The following is a 17,081-nucleotide window of genomic DNA, read 5'->3' as shown; positions in this document are numbered from 1 at the left end:
AGCTGAATTAAGAACTGCAATAACTATCAATCTTTGGTTCTCTCGTCTAGGTTATAGAATTTATTATTGTCCGAATACTTATGCTATTTACAGCAGTTTTCAAGTTAGTAGACTATAGACGATGATTGCGCTGAAAAGTAAGCCGATATAATTTTGTATTCCATAAACGTGAAAAGCGCTGTCAAAGTCAAGCTAAACGATTCTAGAAAAAAACAAGTAATTTATATATATATGATTATGAATCAATTAAAATGCAATCAAACCGTTTTACCAGACAATAAAATTATCGATATTCTATTAATTGAAGACAATTATGTTGAAGCTGAATTAATCCAGGAATTGTTTTCACAAGTACAAGTCAATCAATTTACCCTAACTCATGTTCAGCGGTTAAGTCAAGGGATAAAAAAATTAATGGAGTTGACCTTTGACATCATTTTATTAGATCTATCTCTTCCGGATAGTCAAGGATTAAATACTGTAATTCAAGTCAAATCACAAGCACCAACGACTCCAATTGTTGTCTTAACGTCCCTCAATGATCAAAAGATGGCAATTCAGGTGGTTCGGGAAGGCGCTCAAGATTATTTAATTAAGGGGCAATTTGTGGGAGAAAACTTGGTGCGTGCTATACGTTACGCCATTGAACGTGAGCGCGATCGCGAAGCAATTCGACAGCAGGCTCAACGGGAACGGATATTAGAGCGTATGGTTGAGCAGATCCGGCGCTCATTGGATCTCGAAGAAATTTTGCATACCACTGTCACCCAAGTCCGTCAATTCCTGAAAACGGATCGTGTTCTTATCTATCGCTATCAGGCAGATAAATCTCCTAATCTGCTGTTAGAAGCGGCTGACTATAGCAATAGTTATCCGGAGGTTCCGGCAATTCATGAACTTTTAAACTTGCCCGAAATCTTGTCTTATAATAAACAGTTTATTCGCGTGATCAACAATCAAAACCTGTCTGAGCTAAAGCCAAAATCAATTAATTTGCATAAGCCATCCATTTTAGCGATACCCATTTGTAACAGTGAGTCTGATCTGAAACAACCTCAATCTTCTGTTTGCCATCGATTATGGGGGATAATCATCGCTCATCATTGTACCCATAATCGTCAATGGAAAACCTGGGAAATTGATTGTTTAAACCAGTTAGTTAAACAGGTGTCTATTGCGATTCAACAGTCAGAACTTTATCAAAAAGTAAAGACCGATAATCAACATCTACAAAAACTGGTAAAAATAGATAGTTTAACGGGAATTGCCAATCGCCGCCGTTTTGATCAAGTCTTAGCCGAGGAATTAGTCTATTCTAGGCAGAGCTTACATCCGCTATCCTTGATCTTGTGTGATATTGACTTTTTTAAAGCCTACAACGATACCTATGGTCATTGGGCTGGGGATGATTGTTTAAAGGAAGTTGCTGAAGCAATCTGCCAAGCGGCTAAACGACCGAATGATTTAGTCGCTCGCTATGGCGGTGAAGAATTTGCCGTGATTCTTTCCAATACAGATAATGCAGGCGCTTTTATCGTTGCCCAAAAAATCCGCTACCAAATGGATAAACTCAAGCGTCCCCATGCCAAATCTCCGATTCATCCCTGGGTAACGCTCAGTTTAGGAATTGCCACAACGACTCCATCCCAGCAACTTTCGTCCAGTGAATTAGTCCAACTGGCTGATCGCGCCCTCTACAAAGCCAAAGCCTTAGGACGCGATCGCATTTTCTCGGCTAACTCTGACCCGGATTTTCAGCTTTGATCGGGGAAGAAGCAAGAGGAGGCGATTGAAATCGCTGCTACACTTGCCAAAGTCCGCGCCGGCGGACTTTGTTATAACGGGGGTAGCGTTCCCCGGATTTGCGATCGCGGCTCAACCGCAATCTATACCTATGCGGCGTATAACTCCATTTGACTCCTCAAAATCTGCTGAATCTTTTGGTGTAACTCGGCTTGGGTATGAGGTTGAAGCGTTTCCAAAGACGCCAGTAACCGTCGCCTATCGGAGAATGGTAACATTGGCATCAACTCGTTCGCCTCTTCTAGCATACGCTCTTGGGCTTCTGGAATCAGGTTCATCCAATTCGATAGCAGCAAGTTACGCTCTATAATGGTTAATTTCCACTGATATTCAGGCATCCTAACCAACTCCTCTATTCCTTCGTTTTCCTTTGTTCAGGATTTACTGGTATAGATCAGGAAGCTTTTGAGCTGAAGTTATGAACACACAACTCCCTCATCGTCTCCGATAAAGGCTGTATCATTCCACGCTTTCGGGAATTAGGCTCATCCTCGGATAACCGATTTCCTCGCCCAATCTCTCGCATTTTCCATATAAATCAGTATCCTTTTCCAATACTTTGTCCAGTCTCCCTCTATCTTCAAGCAGTTTTTGACCGTCTCAAGGTAAAAAATAGTTGTGCGGCGCTCATCATTGTCAGGACATCGCTCCAAAATCAGATTGTAGAGCTGTTGCCAATGATATTGCCAGTTACCTTGAGCTGGATGGAAAATTGCCTCAAACAAATTTCGCCAGAAAAACTCAATCGTGCCAATATCCTTAAGATGTTCTGGCGTTGGTTTATCCCAGCCGGTATGGCGAGCGCGTAAATCACTAATCGGCGGCAGATGTCCGCTCATAGGTAACAAGGGGGGCTATAATCACTGATGCATATTTTACCGATACCCAGAGATAATGGGATGGTGGATGACAATAGGGCAAGGAAGCAGGGGAAGCAATGTAGAGACGTAGCATGCTACGTCTGGGAGCTAGAGGAGAAAGAATGAAATTAGGACTCGCTGCGAGCAGTATTGGGTAACGTGGGATGTATTACCCGTCTGGCAAGATCTCAGTTAAAAGCCATCTAACTTGCCCAACTAAAAAACAGCGCGGCTAGAATAATCAAGCCCAAAAGCGCCAAAGGAACCCAGAGATTCGCCAGCTCGATCATTTGGTTGTGTTTTACCGTTGGTTACGGGAATGAATCCATTGATTATCGATAAACAAACTATAAACTACATTGGATGATGAGGACAAAGGATGACCTATCCCGATCGCATGACATGGCTGCGAGAACGCACCGCCTTTAGCATTCTCTCCGATGAAATTTTACAGGCGATCGCGCCACGACTGGAAGCACGAGTGGTGAATGCCCAGGAGCGCCTGGTCATCGAAGATACCCCAGTAGACTATCTCTATATTCTGCAACAGGGACGTATCGAAGGCTACCGCACTAACCAACTGGGTTCGATTTGGGGCGTCAGTTGGCTTCCTGGCGCCGTAATTCATTTACAGGAGTTACTTCTCAATCAACCCGCTCAGAGAACCATCGTCGCCCGCAGCGACTGTCACCTGTGGCGCATTCCAGCCCAACTGTTCCGAGACTTAATCCACCAGTATCCAGAAATTTCTCACGCTTTCTCACCCCAACTTGCCCAAGACTTGGCACACCTGTCGTCTCAACTCAAAGTTGAACAAGAACGCCAAGTGGCGCTGCGCCCCTATTTAGTCAACAAGGCAAAACGGGGGATTATTGGTCGAAGCCGCTATGCGGTGCGACTCCGCCAACAAATCAAACAAGCTGCTGATACTCGCCAGTCTGTACTCATTTTCGGTGAACCGGGATTGGAAAAAGACAACACCGCCGCGCTGATTCACTTTGGTTCAGCCTATCGCCGCGAACCTGTGATTAAAATCGATTGCAGTAAAGTTCAAGCCAGTGGTGCGGAACTTTTTGGGCGAGAAGGGGGCAAACCGGGACTCATTGATTCCCTGAACACAGGGACGTTAATTCTCAATAATGTGGATGAATTGCCTCAGGATTTAATGCCTCAACTGGCAACTCTATTAGAAACCGGAACCTATCAACTTGTCCGCCGTTCCCTAGAGCAATCGACCCAGGTGAAACAGTGCAACGCCCGGATTATTATGATTACCGAAACCGCGCTCCCCACGATTAGCCCCCTAGTTGGGCAAGTGATAAAAGTTCCGCCATTGCGGGTGCGAAAAACGGATATTGGCGACCAGATGAACTATTATATTAGTCTCTTATGTCGCGCCAAAGGGATTAATAAACCCAAGATTACACCCGAAGCCCTACGTCAGTTACAAGGCTATGATTTCCCCGGCAATCTGCGGGAATTACAAAACTTAGTGGAACGGGCGCTGGTTCAAGCGAACCGTGGCAAAGAACTCACGGAAGAACTGTTGTGGCCCTCCCAGAGTAAGAAAAAACAATTCCGCTTTAATCTGTTAAATGCCTATCCCCAACTGCGGCGATTTTTACGCAGTGATTGGTGGCCCGATCGCATTAACTATGGATTTACCTTAAGCTTCTTTGCCCTAGTCGTGGTCATGGGCTTTATCGGTCCGCAAAACCGCCAGGAAAACTTCACCTTAAATCTCTTTTGGGCATGGTGGTGGCCCCTCGTCCTGATTGGCTTTCCCTTTGTGGGACGCCTCTGGTGTGCCGTGTGTCCGTTTATGATTTACGGGGAAGTGACCCAGAAATTATCCCTGTGGCTATTTCCGCGTCAGTTAAAACCGTGGTCGCGACAATTAGCGGAAACCTGGGGCGGCTGGTTTTTGTTTGGCTTATTTGCCTTAATTTTCCTGTGGGAAGAACTCTGGGATTTAGAAAATACGGCGTATCTTTCCGCTTGTTTACTCCTATTGATTACGGCAGGGGCGATGATTTTCTCGGCGATTTTCGAGCGTCGGTTTTGGTGTCGCTATCTGTGTCCCATTGGCGGAATGAATGGTTTGTTTGCCAAGTTGTCAATGACGGAGTTACGGGCGCAGCAGGGAACCTGTTCAGCCGAATGTAGCACCTATCAATGTTATAAGGGTGGACCCCAGAAGGGAGAGGGAATGGAAACCAATGGCTGTCCATTATATTCCCATCCCGCCCAGTTACAGGATAATCGGGATTGTGTCTTGTGTATGACTTGTTTAAAAGCTTGTCCGCACCGTTCTGTGGAGGTAAATTTGCGTCCGCCAGGGATTGAGTTGTGGACAACCCATATTCCTCGCAGTTATGAGGTGGCGTTATTGTTGTTGTTATTAGGCGGTGTGTTTTTGCATCGCTTACCGGAGTTAAATCAGCAACTGAATTTACACCTAGATTTGAGTCAATTTAGCACACACGCTTGGTTTTCGTTGGCGGTGTTGAGTCTCCCGGCGTTGATTCCGGTAGTGGCGTATGGCGGAATCCAATTGTCTTACCGACTGATCCAAATGCTCAATTTAACCATACCCAATCCCAAACCGCGATCGCTGATTGAATTGGCGTATGGATATTTACCCTTGGTGTTGGCGGGGAATCTGGCGCACCATTTACGCTTAGGGTTGACGGAAGCGGGGCGAATTTTGCCTGTAACCTTTGCCACGTTTGGGTTAAATGGTGAGGGATTACCGATATGGGTAGCGCATCCGGCGGTGATAGCGTTTTTACAGGGAGTGACGCTGATTGCTGGTGTACTGCTGAGTATGGTACTGACACAGAAAATTGCCAGCCAGCCTGTGCGATCGCTGTTGCTGCAACATTTGGGGATAGTCGCTTTGGGGATCAGCCTTTGGGCAATTATTGTTCGTTAATCCTTTGTCATTCGTCATTTGTCAGGGAACAGTTAACAGTTAACAGTTAAGGTAGAGAACCTGTAGAGACGTTGCATGCAACGTCTCTTCAATTTTGAAGAGCATGCTTATACCATAAATTAATTGATTTGTCAAAACAATAGCAATAGGTTTTCGGGAATAAACCTTAAGTAGGGTAACTAGCGAAACCTCTATCTCTCTAGTTTTCCTGGGGGATTGGGGAGAAATTCTCTAGTTAATCTTTATTCCAGAATTGCCATGAAGCACAGTGACTGGTTGCGTCTAACCAAAGAAGGTGAACGTCTTTGTTCAGTTCTCAGACAGCAGGGATACCACTGTCGAAAACAATCTCGCCGTCTAGCTTGGAACGTGACTAAAGCCGAAGAGTCTCATACATTAACCTATTTACCCGCACCTGTAGCAGGTTGGACAGTTCTACCCAATCAGGAAACTCCCGCCCGAAAACAACTGATGTTATTGGTGCGTAATACACTCAAACAGGAACGGTTAGAGACTCTGATCAGTAAGCCGGATATGGAAAAACCCATCGACTTAACCCGTCCTTGGGTGATTATCCGCTTATTGAATGATGCGCGTCGCTATACGGTAGCCCGATTTTACAATCGTCAAGACGCCGAAGATCACCAACGGGTACTGCGTCGCTTTATGCGTGGGGCTGAATTTGAGGTGATTTTTGACCCTTACGAGGAGTGATTGTACGGAGTGTCTCCTACTCCCAGACGTGCTATGGCACGTCTGGAACATGCTCTAAAAAAATGAACAGAGGCAACTACAAACTTAAGTCCACCTTGCATTAAAGACAATTCCTCAAGTGAAAAATTTACGAATCTTCTCGGAACTCCTGGTTACTGAAAAAAAGATGCCAAACCCTAAAGCAAGAATTGAAGCCAGAAAGCTTGACGGTTCGGGAACTGGAGCAGAGGGCGAAGAAACTGGGCTAGGCAAACTGAATTCATAACCACCCATAAATGGACCATCTACTTCATAAAAAGGATCGAGTCGGTTAACGAGGGCAAATGCTGTTATTGTGGAACCAAACGTGTAGAATTGAAAGGCGAAATTTTCGGGTGTATGGGGTGCTACTATGATATCGGTTCCCACTAAATAACTCAATCCAAAGGGGCGTGGAGCATTCTTGAATCCTCGTAACCCCACGGCTATACAAGGATTACCTCTGGAATCGTCTAACTCTGTATAAGTTTTTGGATTACCAAATTTGTCAATAAAATTGAATTTTAACGATAATAATCCTCTTTGAGGGGATAAGCAATCAAACGGCAGGGAAGCACCAGGATCATTGATCAGAAATGACTCATCATAGATTACTTCACCATAATATACCCCATAATTATACTGGTTGATGCTCAACTGAAATTCAGTTTTGACAATAGCAGATAGAGCGGGAGCGGCATTAATTACTGATAGTCCACAAATAATGCTAGCAGTTCCCAATGTTATTTTAGTAATAATATTATTCATTTTTCAATATCCAATAGCAATAGATATATTATAAATAATCTTGTTTTTATTGATCTTGTTTTGTTATAAAAATATAAAAAAAATATCATTTCAAAAATAATAGTAACAATAGTTAAAATGTTACTCATCAAACAAGAGTCATGAAAATTCTTGTCTATTTCAGGCTTAGAGGGATAAATTACCCACTGTTCACACCATACACTGTCATATTTCGGTAGCCCGATTTTACAACCGTCAAGACGCCGAAGATCACCAACGGGTACTGCGTCGCTTTATGCGTGGGGCTGAATTTGAGGTGATTTTTGACCCTGGCGATGAGTGACGGTATTCGTCATTCGTTATTTGTCATTGGTAGTGGGAGCATCTTGCTCCCTGGAATACTCTATGACTTGCTTCCTGGAATACTCTATGACTTGCTTCCTGATCCAATCTTCATCAAATTGTGGGAACTCTTTACGTCAACTTTATAAATAAGTGTTGAAGTGATCAATGAGTCATCTTTACAAAAAATTCATAAATAATCGGATTGATCTTTACAATAGCTTTACCCACGCATTACGGAAGACAAATATGATGAGAACAAATGCTAAATGGGCGAACCACTTCCACTGTTCAATCAGCTACACTCGGAAAATAATGAACAAAACTTTAACGAAAATTGCCGTTACCGGTGTCAGTACAGTTTTAGGAGCTACCGCAGCCCTCAGCTTATCGATTCCCGCTCAAGCTGCCACTGTGAAGGGTATCCCAGGTTCAGCCAAAGACTTTAACGTTTTCGTCTTTGAAAACATGGATGCCAAAAACACAGATGCCGAAGGTAGAACTGCCGTCGGTGGTGATGCGAATCTGGAAATTTCGGTCGGAAGCAAGCTATCTCCTGGTTCCGGTGATGTCTTAGTTGTTGGTGGAGATCTAACGTATACTAGCGGTAATCAGATATCCGGCGGTGATGTTGTTGTAGGTGGTACAGCGGATCTTAGCCCCGGATTGAATATCAAAGATGGTGAGTTAAGATTAGAAGAGCCATCCATTGACTTTGATGCCGCCGAGCAATTCTACAAGAACTATTCAGCTCAACTGGGTGGTTTAACTGATGATACTCCAACCCTTAAAGTTTTAAATTTCACTACATCCAGTCTGGCAGATGAAATTGCCAATGATCTGAACATTGAGTTTGGATCAAACTCAACGGTGTTGGTTAACGTAACAGGTTCAGAGTTAAATCTTACTGGCGGTGAAATCAAGCTAAATGGTGATCCAAGTGCCACTTACGCCAACCGCGTTTTATTCAACTTTGTAGAGGCAACAAAGCTAAGTACTAGCGGTTTTTCTTGGAACGGGAGCGTATTAGCTCCGATGGCTCACTACGATTTTAACAATGGTCATGCTGATGGACAAGTTACAGTTGCATCCCTGAGCGGAACTGGAGAATTCCACAATGTTCCATTTGACGGAAACTTGCCTGATCCAGAGCCTGTTCCCGAACCGCTAACCATTCTAGGTTCCGGTATGGCGTTAGGATTCGGTGCTTTCTTTAAACGCCAACAGTCCAAAAAGCAGAAGAATGCCAACTAATAATCTGAATTGATTGATGGTTCTTGTTATCAGGGTGTGTATTTGGTATAAATCGTACTTGATAAAAGTCAAAGTCATGTGGGAGCAAGAGGAAAGGGAAAGCGATCGCGCCCCTGACATGGGTCAACAAGAGTACCAAAGAGCCAGAGGGGAAGGAGATCCACTCGGTATCCCCCTCCCCATTTTCTTCATCTCCAACGCTTAACCAAACTGCTCCTCAATCTCTAAATTAAACAGCGTTTGCAGCGTCTGCATCGCTTGGCGTCTGGCTTCAATATCCTGCTGCGCCCTTAACTGCACCATCGGATCATGGAGGATTTTATTCACAATCCCCCGTGTCAGGGCTTCGATAATTTCCTGATGCTTATCAGCAAACTCTGAACCTAAGCGAGATAAGGCTTTTTCTAACTCCTGCTCCCGAATCCCTTCGACTTTCTCCCGCAGACTACTAATTGTACTCACGGTTTCTAGCGATCGCCACCACATCTCAAAGGCTTCTACCTCCTGTTCGAGTAGGTTTTCCGCTTCCATCGCCATCTGACGGCGACTTTCGGTATTTTGCGCCACCACCGCTTTTAAGTCGTCTACATTAAAAGCTTGCACCTGTTCGAGTTCATTGACATCAGCATCCACATTACGCGGTACAGAAATATCAAATAGCATTAAGGAACGATTCGGATCAATATGGGCTTCCAATTTAGCCCGATCCAGGATCGGTTCCGTCGCACTGGTACTGGTAAATACCATATCCGACTCTGGAATCACCGCCATCATCTCAGAGAGGGGATGTACGGTTATCTGAGCATTCTCAAACTGCTTTGCCAACTCCTGAGCCCGTCGCGTTGAACGATTGATAATGGCAATTGACTCAGCCCCTTTAGAAAGCAGGTGCTGCACTAACAAACGCGACATCTTCCCCGCCCCGATAATCGCCACTCGGTAAGCCGCCAAGTTTTGCACTTCCATCTGGGCTAATTCCACCGCCGCCGAACTAATCGAAACCGCCCCAGTACCAATACTGGTTTCCGTGCGGACTCGCTTTCCAGCGGTAATCGCTTGTTTAAACAGTCGATTCAGCAGGCGTCCAATTCCCTTGTGTTGCTGACCGATTTTGTGAGTATGCTTGACTTGCGATAAGATTTGTCCTTCACCTAAAACTAAACTATCCAGTCCCGCTGCGACGCGCATCAGGTGCATCACCGCATCCTGATGTAACAAAATAAATAAATGGGGGCGTAATTGATGCAAGGGGACATCAGAGTTATCTGAAAGGAACTGACTGACTTCACGCACACCCTTTTCCGTTTCTGCTGCCACAATATAAATTTCCAGGCGATTGCAGGTACTGAGGATCGCCACTTCTTCAACATGGGGGTAGCTACAGAGTTGTTGCACCGCACCTTCTATTTGGGCTTCGGGAATGCTTAGTTTTTCCCGGACTTCAACGGGCGCTGTTTTGTGGCTTAAACCTACGACGGCAATATTCATTGTGTTCTCCAAATCTCTGTCGTTGGGTTGGGTCAACTATCAGGCTTGTTTTTTTAAAGATAAAGAAAATTGAGAAATTTTGCTGAATGCGATGAACAATTTGGCAGACGTTCACAGATTCAGAGATGCAATTTTTAACCTAGGGGACTTTACGACCCTGTAGCACTTGATTGCAATGAACGATTGACCAATCAATCAACGCTAAGCCAGAGTAAGTCGCATGATCATTGCTAATACTCTGGCTTTAACGCTTTTCTCTCCTCTCGATGACTAGAATTCGAGGGAAAGAAATCCGACAACACACCAATGGATAAATTTATCGCACCTATCGGAGTTGCAGGGTCTTCGGCTGATCAAATAGATGGACAGTATCCACAAATCGAGCCGTCTTCGACTGGGTGGAAATAACTAAACTTTGAGTCCGCGCTCCCCCGTGGAAGAGTCGTACCCCTTCCATCAAGGTACCCGGCGTAATCCCACAAGCGGCAAATAGCACCGTTTCACCTGACGCTAGCTCATGAGTATTGTAGACCTTATCCGGGTCATTAATGCCCATTTCTTGCAGCCGCTCTAGGTTCCCCTCTTTGCTTTCACCAATCAAACCCGTCTGTACTGTTGCTGGGTCGTAGATTAGCTGACCTTGGAAATGTCCGCCCAAACAGCGCATCGCGGCGGCAGAGATAACGCCTTCGGGTGCAGCACCAATACCCATCAGAGCATGGATATTTGTCCCTGAAAAGGCACAAGAGAGCGCCGCAGAGACATCGCCATCGCTAATCAGGCGTACTCTCGCACCAGCCGAGCGGATTTCCTCAATCAGTCCTTTGTGGCGATCGCGCTTCATGACGACGACCACAAGTTCCTCAATTGCCCGATCCAGACACTCTGAGAGAATTTGCAGGTTCTCTGTTGCCGATTTACTGATATCGACGTGATTTTTAGCCGCCGGGGGTGCAGCTAGCTTTTTCATGTAAAAGTCAGGTGCAGCAAACAGCCCTCCCTTCTCAGAAATGGCTAGCACCGCCATGGAACCCGGTTGCCCATAAGCCACCAAGTTCGTCCCTTCACAAGGGTCAACGGCAATATCGACTTCAATCAGTTCATCGGGATTACAAACGTTCTTCGCATCCGGCTGGTTACAGATGCCCACTTGTTCACCAATATAGAGCATCGGGGCTTCATCTCGCTCCCCTTCGCCAATCACGATGCGACCCCGCATGTGAATGTTGTTCATCCGCTCCCGCATGGCTTCGACTGCCACATGGTCGGCGGTGTTCTTATCACCTTTGCCCATCCATTTGGCAGAGGCAAGGGCTGCCTGTTCGACAACTTCAATAATTTCTAGTCCTAGCGTAGTTTCTAGCACGGAGCTTTTCCTCTCAACTGCTTAGTTTTTCCCTGGTGTTATTTACTGTCCCCAGTCTAAAAGTCTATCAGAGACTGGGATCTCCTCGAAAGAATGTCGAGTATTGGTTTATGTTAAGTTTTGCTACGATTAGGTGTTGCAGACGTAGCACGCTACGTCTCGACTTGGGCAATGATAGTTCGATGGCGGGGACTATTCGGCGTAATCATCGGTGACTGGAATCCTGCTTGCGCGATCGCTTGCTCGATGTCCAAGGTAAAATACTCGTCAAAGTAAGGCTCAGTGCTTTTGAATAAGGTAAAAACGTAAGCTGGCATCGTCGCATACACCTGAGACTGAGGATTCATATCCATCAGGGTCAGATAGCCACCAGGACGTAATAACCGCCGTGCCTCCCGTAGGATTGCCTTTGCCGCCGTTTGGGGTAATTCGTGGAATACCAAGAAGACAGACACCAAATCATAGGAAGCATCCGGTAAACCTGTCGCTTCAGCCGCCGCGTGTTTCCAGTTAATTTCTGTATGATGCTGTTTGGACTTATATTCGGCAACAGCGAGAAAGTAAGGTGATAAGTCTACACCCGTCATATTTGCCTGGGGATAAATCTGTTGTAGGGCAAAGGCACTCATCCCCACACCACACCCCAGATCCACAATATCTTGCGGCTCCGTTGTAACGTGCTTTTGCACCAACTCATGGTAACTCTGTCGCAGTTTAGCGTCTCCTTGGAGTTTATCTTCAGGGTAGAGATTGGCGTGAACAGCATAAGCCGCCACTTCTTGTTCAAACGCCGCATCCCACTGTAGATTTCCCTGGGCATAAGCATGGAAGGGGCGCAAATAATAATCCGGGTAGGTTAACTGGGGGTTTTGCACTTGACTCAGAGAACTCTCCCAGTCTAGAGAACGTAACTCATTAACCTGTTTTGTCCAAGGTACGCCAATTTTTTCCGCTCGCTTGACAATCATCTTACGAGCTTGCTGCTTGGCTAAATTAGCTAAAGGTTTAATGGCAAGGAAACCATTCACCAAACGTGAGGCTAATCGGGGTGTTGCGTTGACCGCAGTAGTCATAATGGTTCTTCGCGATTATCTGCTTTGGAGATTGATGCATATACAGACTATCGGCAATACTACGATATTTAAGTCACATTATGCTATCCAAGCCAGACCACTCCACATAAGTACCTGGACATAAATGCTGTAATGATAAGGAGCCTCAAACCTTTACATAAACAAATGACCAATGACCAATGACAAATGACCAATGACGATTCAAACTTTTGCCACATATCGATTACGCCCAGAGGCTTTCGCTTGATACAAAGCCATATCCGCTTCAGCAACTAGCTTAGCTGGTGGAATATCAGGTTCAGGATAAAGACTGGCAACACCTAAACTGAGAGTGACATATTCACTGACGGCTGAAGCCGTATGGGTAATCTTTAAACCATGAACCAAACTGCGTAATTCTTCAGCCACTAGAGATGCACCAATCGTGGTGGTATTGGGTAACACAATCGCAAACTCTTCACCACCATAGCGAGCCACTAAATCCACAGAACGTTTGGCACAAAAACGCAAAGCATCAGCTACCCTTCGCAAACAGGCATCACCGGCTTGATGACCGTAGGTATCATTATATTTCTTGAAAAAGTCGATATCACATAGAATCAGAGACAAGGGCGACTCTTCTCGAATCATCCGCCACCACTCATCATCAAGGTATTGATCAAACCGACGGCGATTGGCTACACCCGTTAATCCATCTAAGGTTGCTAAACGTTGTAACTCTCGATTGGCTTGTTCAAGTTGTTGATAAAGCTGAAACTGTTGAATTAAACGCCGTACTCGTTGACGCAAGACGGCTAAGTGAATCGGTTTGGTGATATAGTCAGTAGCACCAACGGCAAAGGCGCGGTCAACGGATTCTGGATCATCCAGATTGGTAATCATTAACACAGGCGTTTGGGAAACTCCCTGTAACCCTTGAGCCTCCAAATGTTCACTATGGGGTGATGTCTCGTCTTCGTCTGAGAGTTTTTGTAAGTGTTTGCAACAGGTAAAACCATCCATGACCGGCATCAGGGCGTCTAGCATGACCAGATGCGGTTTGAGACGCTGATAAACGTCCAAACCCTGTTCGCCGTTAGTTGCTTCAACAACTTTATAGCCTTCTTTTTCCATGACTCGGCGTAAAAGTTCTCGTATAAACTGGTCATCATCAACCACCAAAATGGTTGGCGGTTCTTCGGGCAAAGAAACTAATTTCATCCTTAAGAATGCTGATATTGCCGTCTTTGGGTCTGTAAAATTTTAAATTGATGCGACCCGTTGATATTCAGCCTCTAGCTGGCAAAATTGCGCCAGTGCTGTCACACGATTATCACCCTTGCTTATCTGTTCTAGCATCTGACGGAACGGGTAGATCCTCCTAGTTCCTAAAATCCCATGACTTCAACCTGTCAATTTCATCAATTGCGTCTCTATACGTCTGTTGAGGATAGCTGTAGCATGGATGCCATTACCCTGAGGTATATTCCAGGGAATGATGAATCACCTCCAAATCGAGAGAAAGAGTATCTTTCCCTACCATAGCCTGAAGCAATTGCCATGTCTCTGGGTGTAATGGCTGAATTGTTGGAGTTGTTAACTGGCTATCGTAAATTTTGTGGGCAGATGCTGTTCAACGAGTCAGATTCAGTACCATCAGATCAAATGTCTGGGGTTGATCGGATAGAAAAAATCGTCGTCTCTGTACCGATCGCACGGTGATGACACAAACCAAGCATCCATCCCGGTTCGGGAGTTTGATGCTAGAGCAGGGCTGAGTTGACCAAAATCTGGCAGATGCAATATCTCTATATATTATTGCTTAGTGTTTAGAGATGATTCAAGTAAATCAATTCTAGCTTGTTTTCCCAGCTTGGTACTCCAAGCCGTTTATGAGGTCTTCTGTTGTCGTTTTCCGGGACTGACCATTGAGCCAACCCTTTTCCGGTAATCGCCGTGCCTTTCTTAAGCTCTTGGGACTAACGCTGTTAGCAACCCAATTCCCTGTCACGGCAAATACCCTACCCCTTCTCAAACCGCAACGCCTGAATCCCGGTGATACCATAGGATTGATTAGTCCAGCAGGTCTGGTCGATCAAAAAACAGTTGATGATATTATTCCTATTTTATCACAAATCGGCTTAAAAACTAAACTGGGAATCCATCTTTTCGACCAATACGGCTATCTGGCGGGTCAAGATGCTGATCGGGCGGCTGATGTGAATGCGATGTTTGCCGATTCCTCTGTCCAAGCGGTGCTGGCAATGGCAGGCGGATGGGGATGTAATCGAATTTTACCCTTGTTGGACTATCAGCTCATCCGCCGAAATCCCAAAATTATTATCGGCTATAGCGATGTAACCTCGCTGCTGTTAGGGATTTATACTCACAGTAATCTGATCACCTTCCATGGACCACTAGGAACATCAACCTGGAATTGGTTCTCAGTCCAACATTTGCAACGCATCTTGTTTGATGGGGCAGTAATGACACTGCAAAATCTACTGAGTACTCCTGTGGAAACGATTACCAAGGGTAAGGCAAGAGGGCGTCTAGTGGGGGGAAATTTATCGCTGGTGGCGGCGTTGGTGGGTTCAGAGTATTTGCCCGACTGGCAGCAGACTATTTTGTTTGTGGAGGATATACGAGAAGACGTTTACCGGATTGATCGATTGTTAACTCAGCTTAAACTCGCTGGAATTCTCGATCAAGTGGCTGGATTTATTTTTGCACAATGTACAAACTGTCCCGCAGGCGATGCGAATGAACCATCCCTGACGTTGCAACAAGTCTTAGCTGACCATATTAAACCGTTAGGGATTCCTGCCTGGTATGGTTCGATGATCGGTCATATCCAGGATAAGTTCACTGTCCCGATTGGTGGAATGGTAGAAATTGATGCGGAGCGAGGCACAATTCGTTTACTAGAATCAGTAGTAATTTGAATATAAAGCGGTTTAGTCCTGATTGAGGGACGTTATTTGATTCCACGCTGCTGTAAACCGCTGCGTGTCTACATCTGTTGTTTGTGATCCTTTCCTGAACTAAGCCGCCCGTAACGACAGATGCTTGGACTTATCCGCCAAGAAACCCACTAAGTTGTGCAAAAATGAATGGCTGACGGGCTGATCGGTCGCTTCTGGATGGAGTGGTGTGGCGATCGCGTCCACAGATTGAGGACAGGGAGTGTGAATCACTAAGGGAACTTCTTCGACCAATCCGACTGCCATTAATCGAAAAGCAATCTGCTGTACCGTTTTTACCGAAAGTCTGAGTTGTTTAGCAATTTCCCTCAAGGACACAGTGCCACTGGTATACTCCCAGACTTGAGATTCTAAAGCGTTGAGGGGATAACGAGGGTGTCCTGTAACACTGACCAACCCAGCATTAACATCAGGTAGTTTATCGCTGAGGACATCCCAGTTCCGCAAAGAACGTAATCCTAGTAAATTCGCACCTAGGGTATTTAAGCTCAAACCCGTCATTCCTAACATGGGGAGTTTAACTTCATGGCTGAACTTAAAATGACCTGTTTTGAGTTGAAACAAGGTACAGGTGGGTTGTAAAACTTGGACTTGGAACAACCATTTGATTTGTTGAAGGGTTAACACCCCATGTTTTTGCAGGTATGTACCCAAGGGTTGCTCCTGAGGCAATAACTCACTCAATTGAGTTAACTGACTTCTATCCATCCATTGGCGTTGAGCAATTAACTTAATTAATCCTAGATGCTTTAACTGAGAATCAACTGCCACAATTCGACCGCGATAGACCCAAACATAGCAAACGCCATTGGGGGTGACAGGAGTAGAAACATCAGTATTCACAGTGAGTAAACCCGTATGATGCCCTTTACCAAGGAGCCGAAAAATTTCGGGTAATGAAAAGTCAGTGAGTGAGCCTGTAATGCACATTGTTCTTACGTTGATATCAGTTTTGTTATTGAGGATGCAAAGAGCAGGGTAACGCCTTCAAAGTCAGCCTGTTTAGCTTGATCCCGAAAAAAATCTGTAGTTTTTACTACTCTTAGTGTAATCCCTGATGAAAGTTTCATACAATTGCTTTTTACTAAGTTGTGTTAAGAAAGGAGAAACTTTATTAAATTACAACTCGAAAAGTTGAGCCTTATCACCATTTTCATGTTTTGCCGTCATCCATTTGTACCTAAGACGATTCTTTCTCGGTTAAAGTTTATTTAACATCCTACTGAAGGCAGACAATATTAAAGATGTTGAATAGTCGGTCTACCCTTAGCTGGGATGAGGACGATGAAAGAAACAAGGCGGAGTCGAGAATTCTCCTGCCTCATTTCATCTCCCAGAGTAAGATGGCACCTCTGGAACAACCCCACCTCCCCCACTCTGACAGGTGTAGGTTTTTTATTTTAGGGTTGGGACAAGACAAGGAGGACAAGGAAGGAAAGAAGACAAGGGGGGAAAACCGTACAGAATTCGGTTCGGTCAAACTCACTTCTAAAAGCCGAAACGCCCTATTTTTCGTTC

15 protein-coding genes are annotated in these 17,081 nt (G+C 45.1%); 7 read left to right on the top strand and 8 right to left on the bottom strand.

Annotated elements, in window-relative coordinates:
* The first annotated feature begins 237 nt into the window (after positions 1–237).
* The gene (locus tag RIE73_RS28655) at positions 238–1,764 is read left to right on the top strand and encodes a diguanylate cyclase domain-containing protein (protein WP_446404404.1); all 1,527 of its coding nucleotides are present in this window, start codon (positions 238–240) and stop codon (positions 1,762–1,764) included.
* Positions 1,765–1,892: 128 nt separating this feature from the next.
* On the opposite strand, the gene RIE73_RS28650 is transcribed toward RIE73_RS28655, so the two are convergent.
* The gene (locus RIE73_RS28650) at positions 1,893–2,141 is read right to left on the bottom strand and encodes a hypothetical protein (protein WP_446404403.1); all 249 of its coding nucleotides are present in this window, start codon (positions 2,139–2,141) and stop codon (positions 1,893–1,895) included.
* Positions 2,142–2,288: 147 nt separating this feature from the next.
* Complete coding sequence (locus RIE73_RS28645; protein WP_446404402.1) at positions 2,289–2,642, bottom strand: hypothetical protein; 354 nt, start codon at positions 2,640–2,642, stop codon at positions 2,289–2,291.
* A gap of 400 nt (positions 2,643–3,042) precedes the next feature.
* Here RIE73_RS28645 and RIE73_RS28640 point away from each other — a divergent pair, with 400 nt between their 5' ends.
* Positions 3,043–5,598: a sigma 54-interacting transcriptional regulator gene (locus tag RIE73_RS28640; protein ID WP_446404401.1), complete on the top strand. Its 2,556-nt coding sequence runs from the start codon at positions 3,043–3,045 to the stop codon at positions 5,596–5,598.
* Positions 5,599–5,856: 258 nt separating this feature from the next.
* Positions 5,857–6,312 (top strand): hypothetical protein, encoded by a 456-nt coding sequence (locus RIE73_RS28635; protein ID WP_446404400.1) that lies wholly within the window; start codon positions 5,857–5,859, stop codon positions 6,310–6,312.
* Between the two features lie 114 nt (positions 6,313–6,426).
* Here the strand turns inward: RIE73_RS28635 and RIE73_RS28630 are convergent, their stop codons facing one another.
* The gene (locus tag RIE73_RS28630) at positions 6,427–7,098 is read right to left on the bottom strand and encodes a hypothetical protein (protein ID WP_446404399.1); all 672 of its coding nucleotides are present in this window, start codon (positions 7,096–7,098) and stop codon (positions 6,427–6,429) included.
* 489 nt (positions 7,099–7,587) lie between these two features.
* On the opposite strand from RIE73_RS28630, the gene RIE73_RS28625 reads away from it, so the two are divergent.
* Positions 7,588–8,673, top strand: a complete 1,086-nt coding sequence (locus tag RIE73_RS28625) for a PEP-CTERM sorting domain-containing protein (RefSeq protein WP_446404398.1) — start codon at positions 7,588–7,590, stop codon at positions 8,671–8,673.
* Positions 8,674–8,874: 201 nt separating this feature from the next.
* On the opposite strand, the gene RIE73_RS28620 is transcribed toward RIE73_RS28625, so the two are convergent.
* From RIE73_RS28620 to RIE73_RS28605, 4 genes are all read right to left on the bottom strand, one after another.
* Positions 8,875–10,161 carry a glutamyl-tRNA reductase gene (locus tag RIE73_RS28620; RefSeq protein WP_446404397.1) on the bottom strand — a complete coding sequence of 429 codons (1,287 nt, stop codon included), beginning with the start codon at positions 10,159–10,161 and terminating at the stop codon, positions 8,875–8,877.
* 325 nt (positions 10,162–10,486) lie between these two features.
* Positions 10,487–11,527, bottom strand: coding sequence for a class II fructose-bisphosphatase (glpX, locus tag RIE73_RS28615; protein WP_446404396.1), 1,041 nt, complete (start codon positions 11,525–11,527; stop codon positions 10,487–10,489).
* 152 nt (positions 11,528–11,679) lie between these two features.
* The gene (locus RIE73_RS28610) at positions 11,680–12,600 is read right to left on the bottom strand and encodes a class I SAM-dependent methyltransferase (RefSeq protein WP_446404395.1); all 921 of its coding nucleotides are present in this window, start codon (positions 12,598–12,600) and stop codon (positions 11,680–11,682) included.
* Positions 12,601–12,801: 201 nt separating this feature from the next.
* Complete coding sequence (locus tag RIE73_RS28605; protein ID WP_446404394.1) at positions 12,802–13,800, bottom strand: diguanylate cyclase domain-containing protein; 999 nt, start codon at positions 13,798–13,800, stop codon at positions 12,802–12,804.
* A 177-nt stretch (positions 13,801–13,977) separates the two neighbouring features.
* On the opposite strand from RIE73_RS28605, the gene RIE73_RS28600 reads away from it, so the two are divergent.
* The 3 genes from RIE73_RS28600 to RIE73_RS28590 all read left to right on the top strand — a co-directional run bounded on the left by RIE73_RS28600 (position 13,978) and on the right by RIE73_RS28590 (position 15,524).
* Positions 13,978–14,124, top strand: coding sequence for a hypothetical protein (locus tag RIE73_RS28600; protein WP_446404393.1), 147 nt, complete (start codon positions 13,978–13,980; stop codon positions 14,122–14,124).
* A gap of 15 nt (positions 14,125–14,139) precedes the next feature.
* Positions 14,140–14,301: a hypothetical protein gene (locus RIE73_RS28595; RefSeq protein WP_446404392.1), complete on the top strand. Its 162-nt coding sequence runs from the start codon at positions 14,140–14,142 to the stop codon at positions 14,299–14,301.
* A gap of 206 nt (positions 14,302–14,507) precedes the next feature.
* Positions 14,508–15,524: a S66 peptidase family protein gene (locus RIE73_RS28590; protein ID WP_446404391.1), complete on the top strand. Its 1,017-nt coding sequence runs from the start codon at positions 14,508–14,510 to the stop codon at positions 15,522–15,524.
* 99 nt (positions 15,525–15,623) lie between these two features.
* On the opposite strand, the gene RIE73_RS28585 is transcribed toward RIE73_RS28590, so the two are convergent.
* A complete protein-coding gene (locus RIE73_RS28585) occupies positions 15,624–16,493 on the bottom strand; it encodes a DUF4388 domain-containing protein (RefSeq protein WP_446404390.1) in 870 nt (289 codons plus the stop codon).
* Positions 16,494–17,081: the final 588 nt, after the last annotated feature.

Origin of the sequence: Coleofasciculus sp. C1-SOL-03 (genome assembly GCF_040220555.1) — a bacterium.
GTDB lineage: Bacteria > Cyanobacteriota > Cyanobacteriia > Cyanobacteriales > Coleofasciculaceae > Coleofasciculus.
The sequence above is the reverse complement of the archived record's forward strand: the minus strand, read 5'-3'. Positions and strand labels throughout refer to the sequence as shown.

Bases quoted from the DNA above. Each gene is read 5' to 3' on its own strand.
- RIE73_RS28655 (WP_446404404.1), top strand. From the start codon at position 238: ATGAATCAATTAAAATGCAATCAAACCGTTTTACCAGACAATAAAATT.
- RIE73_RS28650 (WP_446404403.1), bottom strand. From the start codon at position 2,141: ATGCCTGAATATCAGTGGAAATTAACCATTATAGAGCGTAACTTGCTG.
- RIE73_RS28645 (WP_446404402.1), bottom strand. From the start codon at position 2,642: ATGAGCGGACATCTGCCGCCGATTAGTGATTTACGCGCTCGCCATACC.
- RIE73_RS28640 (WP_446404401.1), top strand. From the start codon at position 3,043: ATGACCTATCCCGATCGCATGACATGGCTGCGAGAACGCACCGCCTTT.
- RIE73_RS28635 (WP_446404400.1), top strand. From the start codon at position 5,857: ATGAAGCACAGTGACTGGTTGCGTCTAACCAAAGAAGGTGAACGTCTT.
- RIE73_RS28630 (WP_446404399.1), bottom strand. From the start codon at position 7,098: ATGAATAATATTATTACTAAAATAACATTGGGAACTGCTAGCATTATT.
- RIE73_RS28625 (WP_446404398.1), top strand. From the start codon at position 7,588: ATGAGTCATCTTTACAAAAAATTCATAAATAATCGGATTGATCTTTAC.
- RIE73_RS28620 (WP_446404397.1), bottom strand. From the start codon at position 10,161: ATGAATATTGCCGTCGTAGGTTTAAGCCACAAAACAGCGCCCGTTGAA.
- RIE73_RS28610 (WP_446404395.1), bottom strand. From the start codon at position 12,600: ATGACTACTGCGGTCAACGCAACACCCCGATTAGCCTCACGTTTGGTG.
- RIE73_RS28605 (WP_446404394.1), bottom strand. From the start codon at position 13,800: ATGAAATTAGTTTCTTTGCCCGAAGAACCGCCAACCATTTTGGTGGTT.
- RIE73_RS28600 (WP_446404393.1), top strand. From the start codon at position 13,978: ATGACTTCAACCTGTCAATTTCATCAATTGCGTCTCTATACGTCTGTT.
- RIE73_RS28595 (WP_446404392.1), top strand. From the start codon at position 14,140: ATGTCTCTGGGTGTAATGGCTGAATTGTTGGAGTTGTTAACTGGCTAT.
- RIE73_RS28585 (WP_446404390.1), bottom strand. From the start codon at position 16,493: ATGTGCATTACAGGCTCACTCACTGACTTTTCATTACCCGAAATTTTT.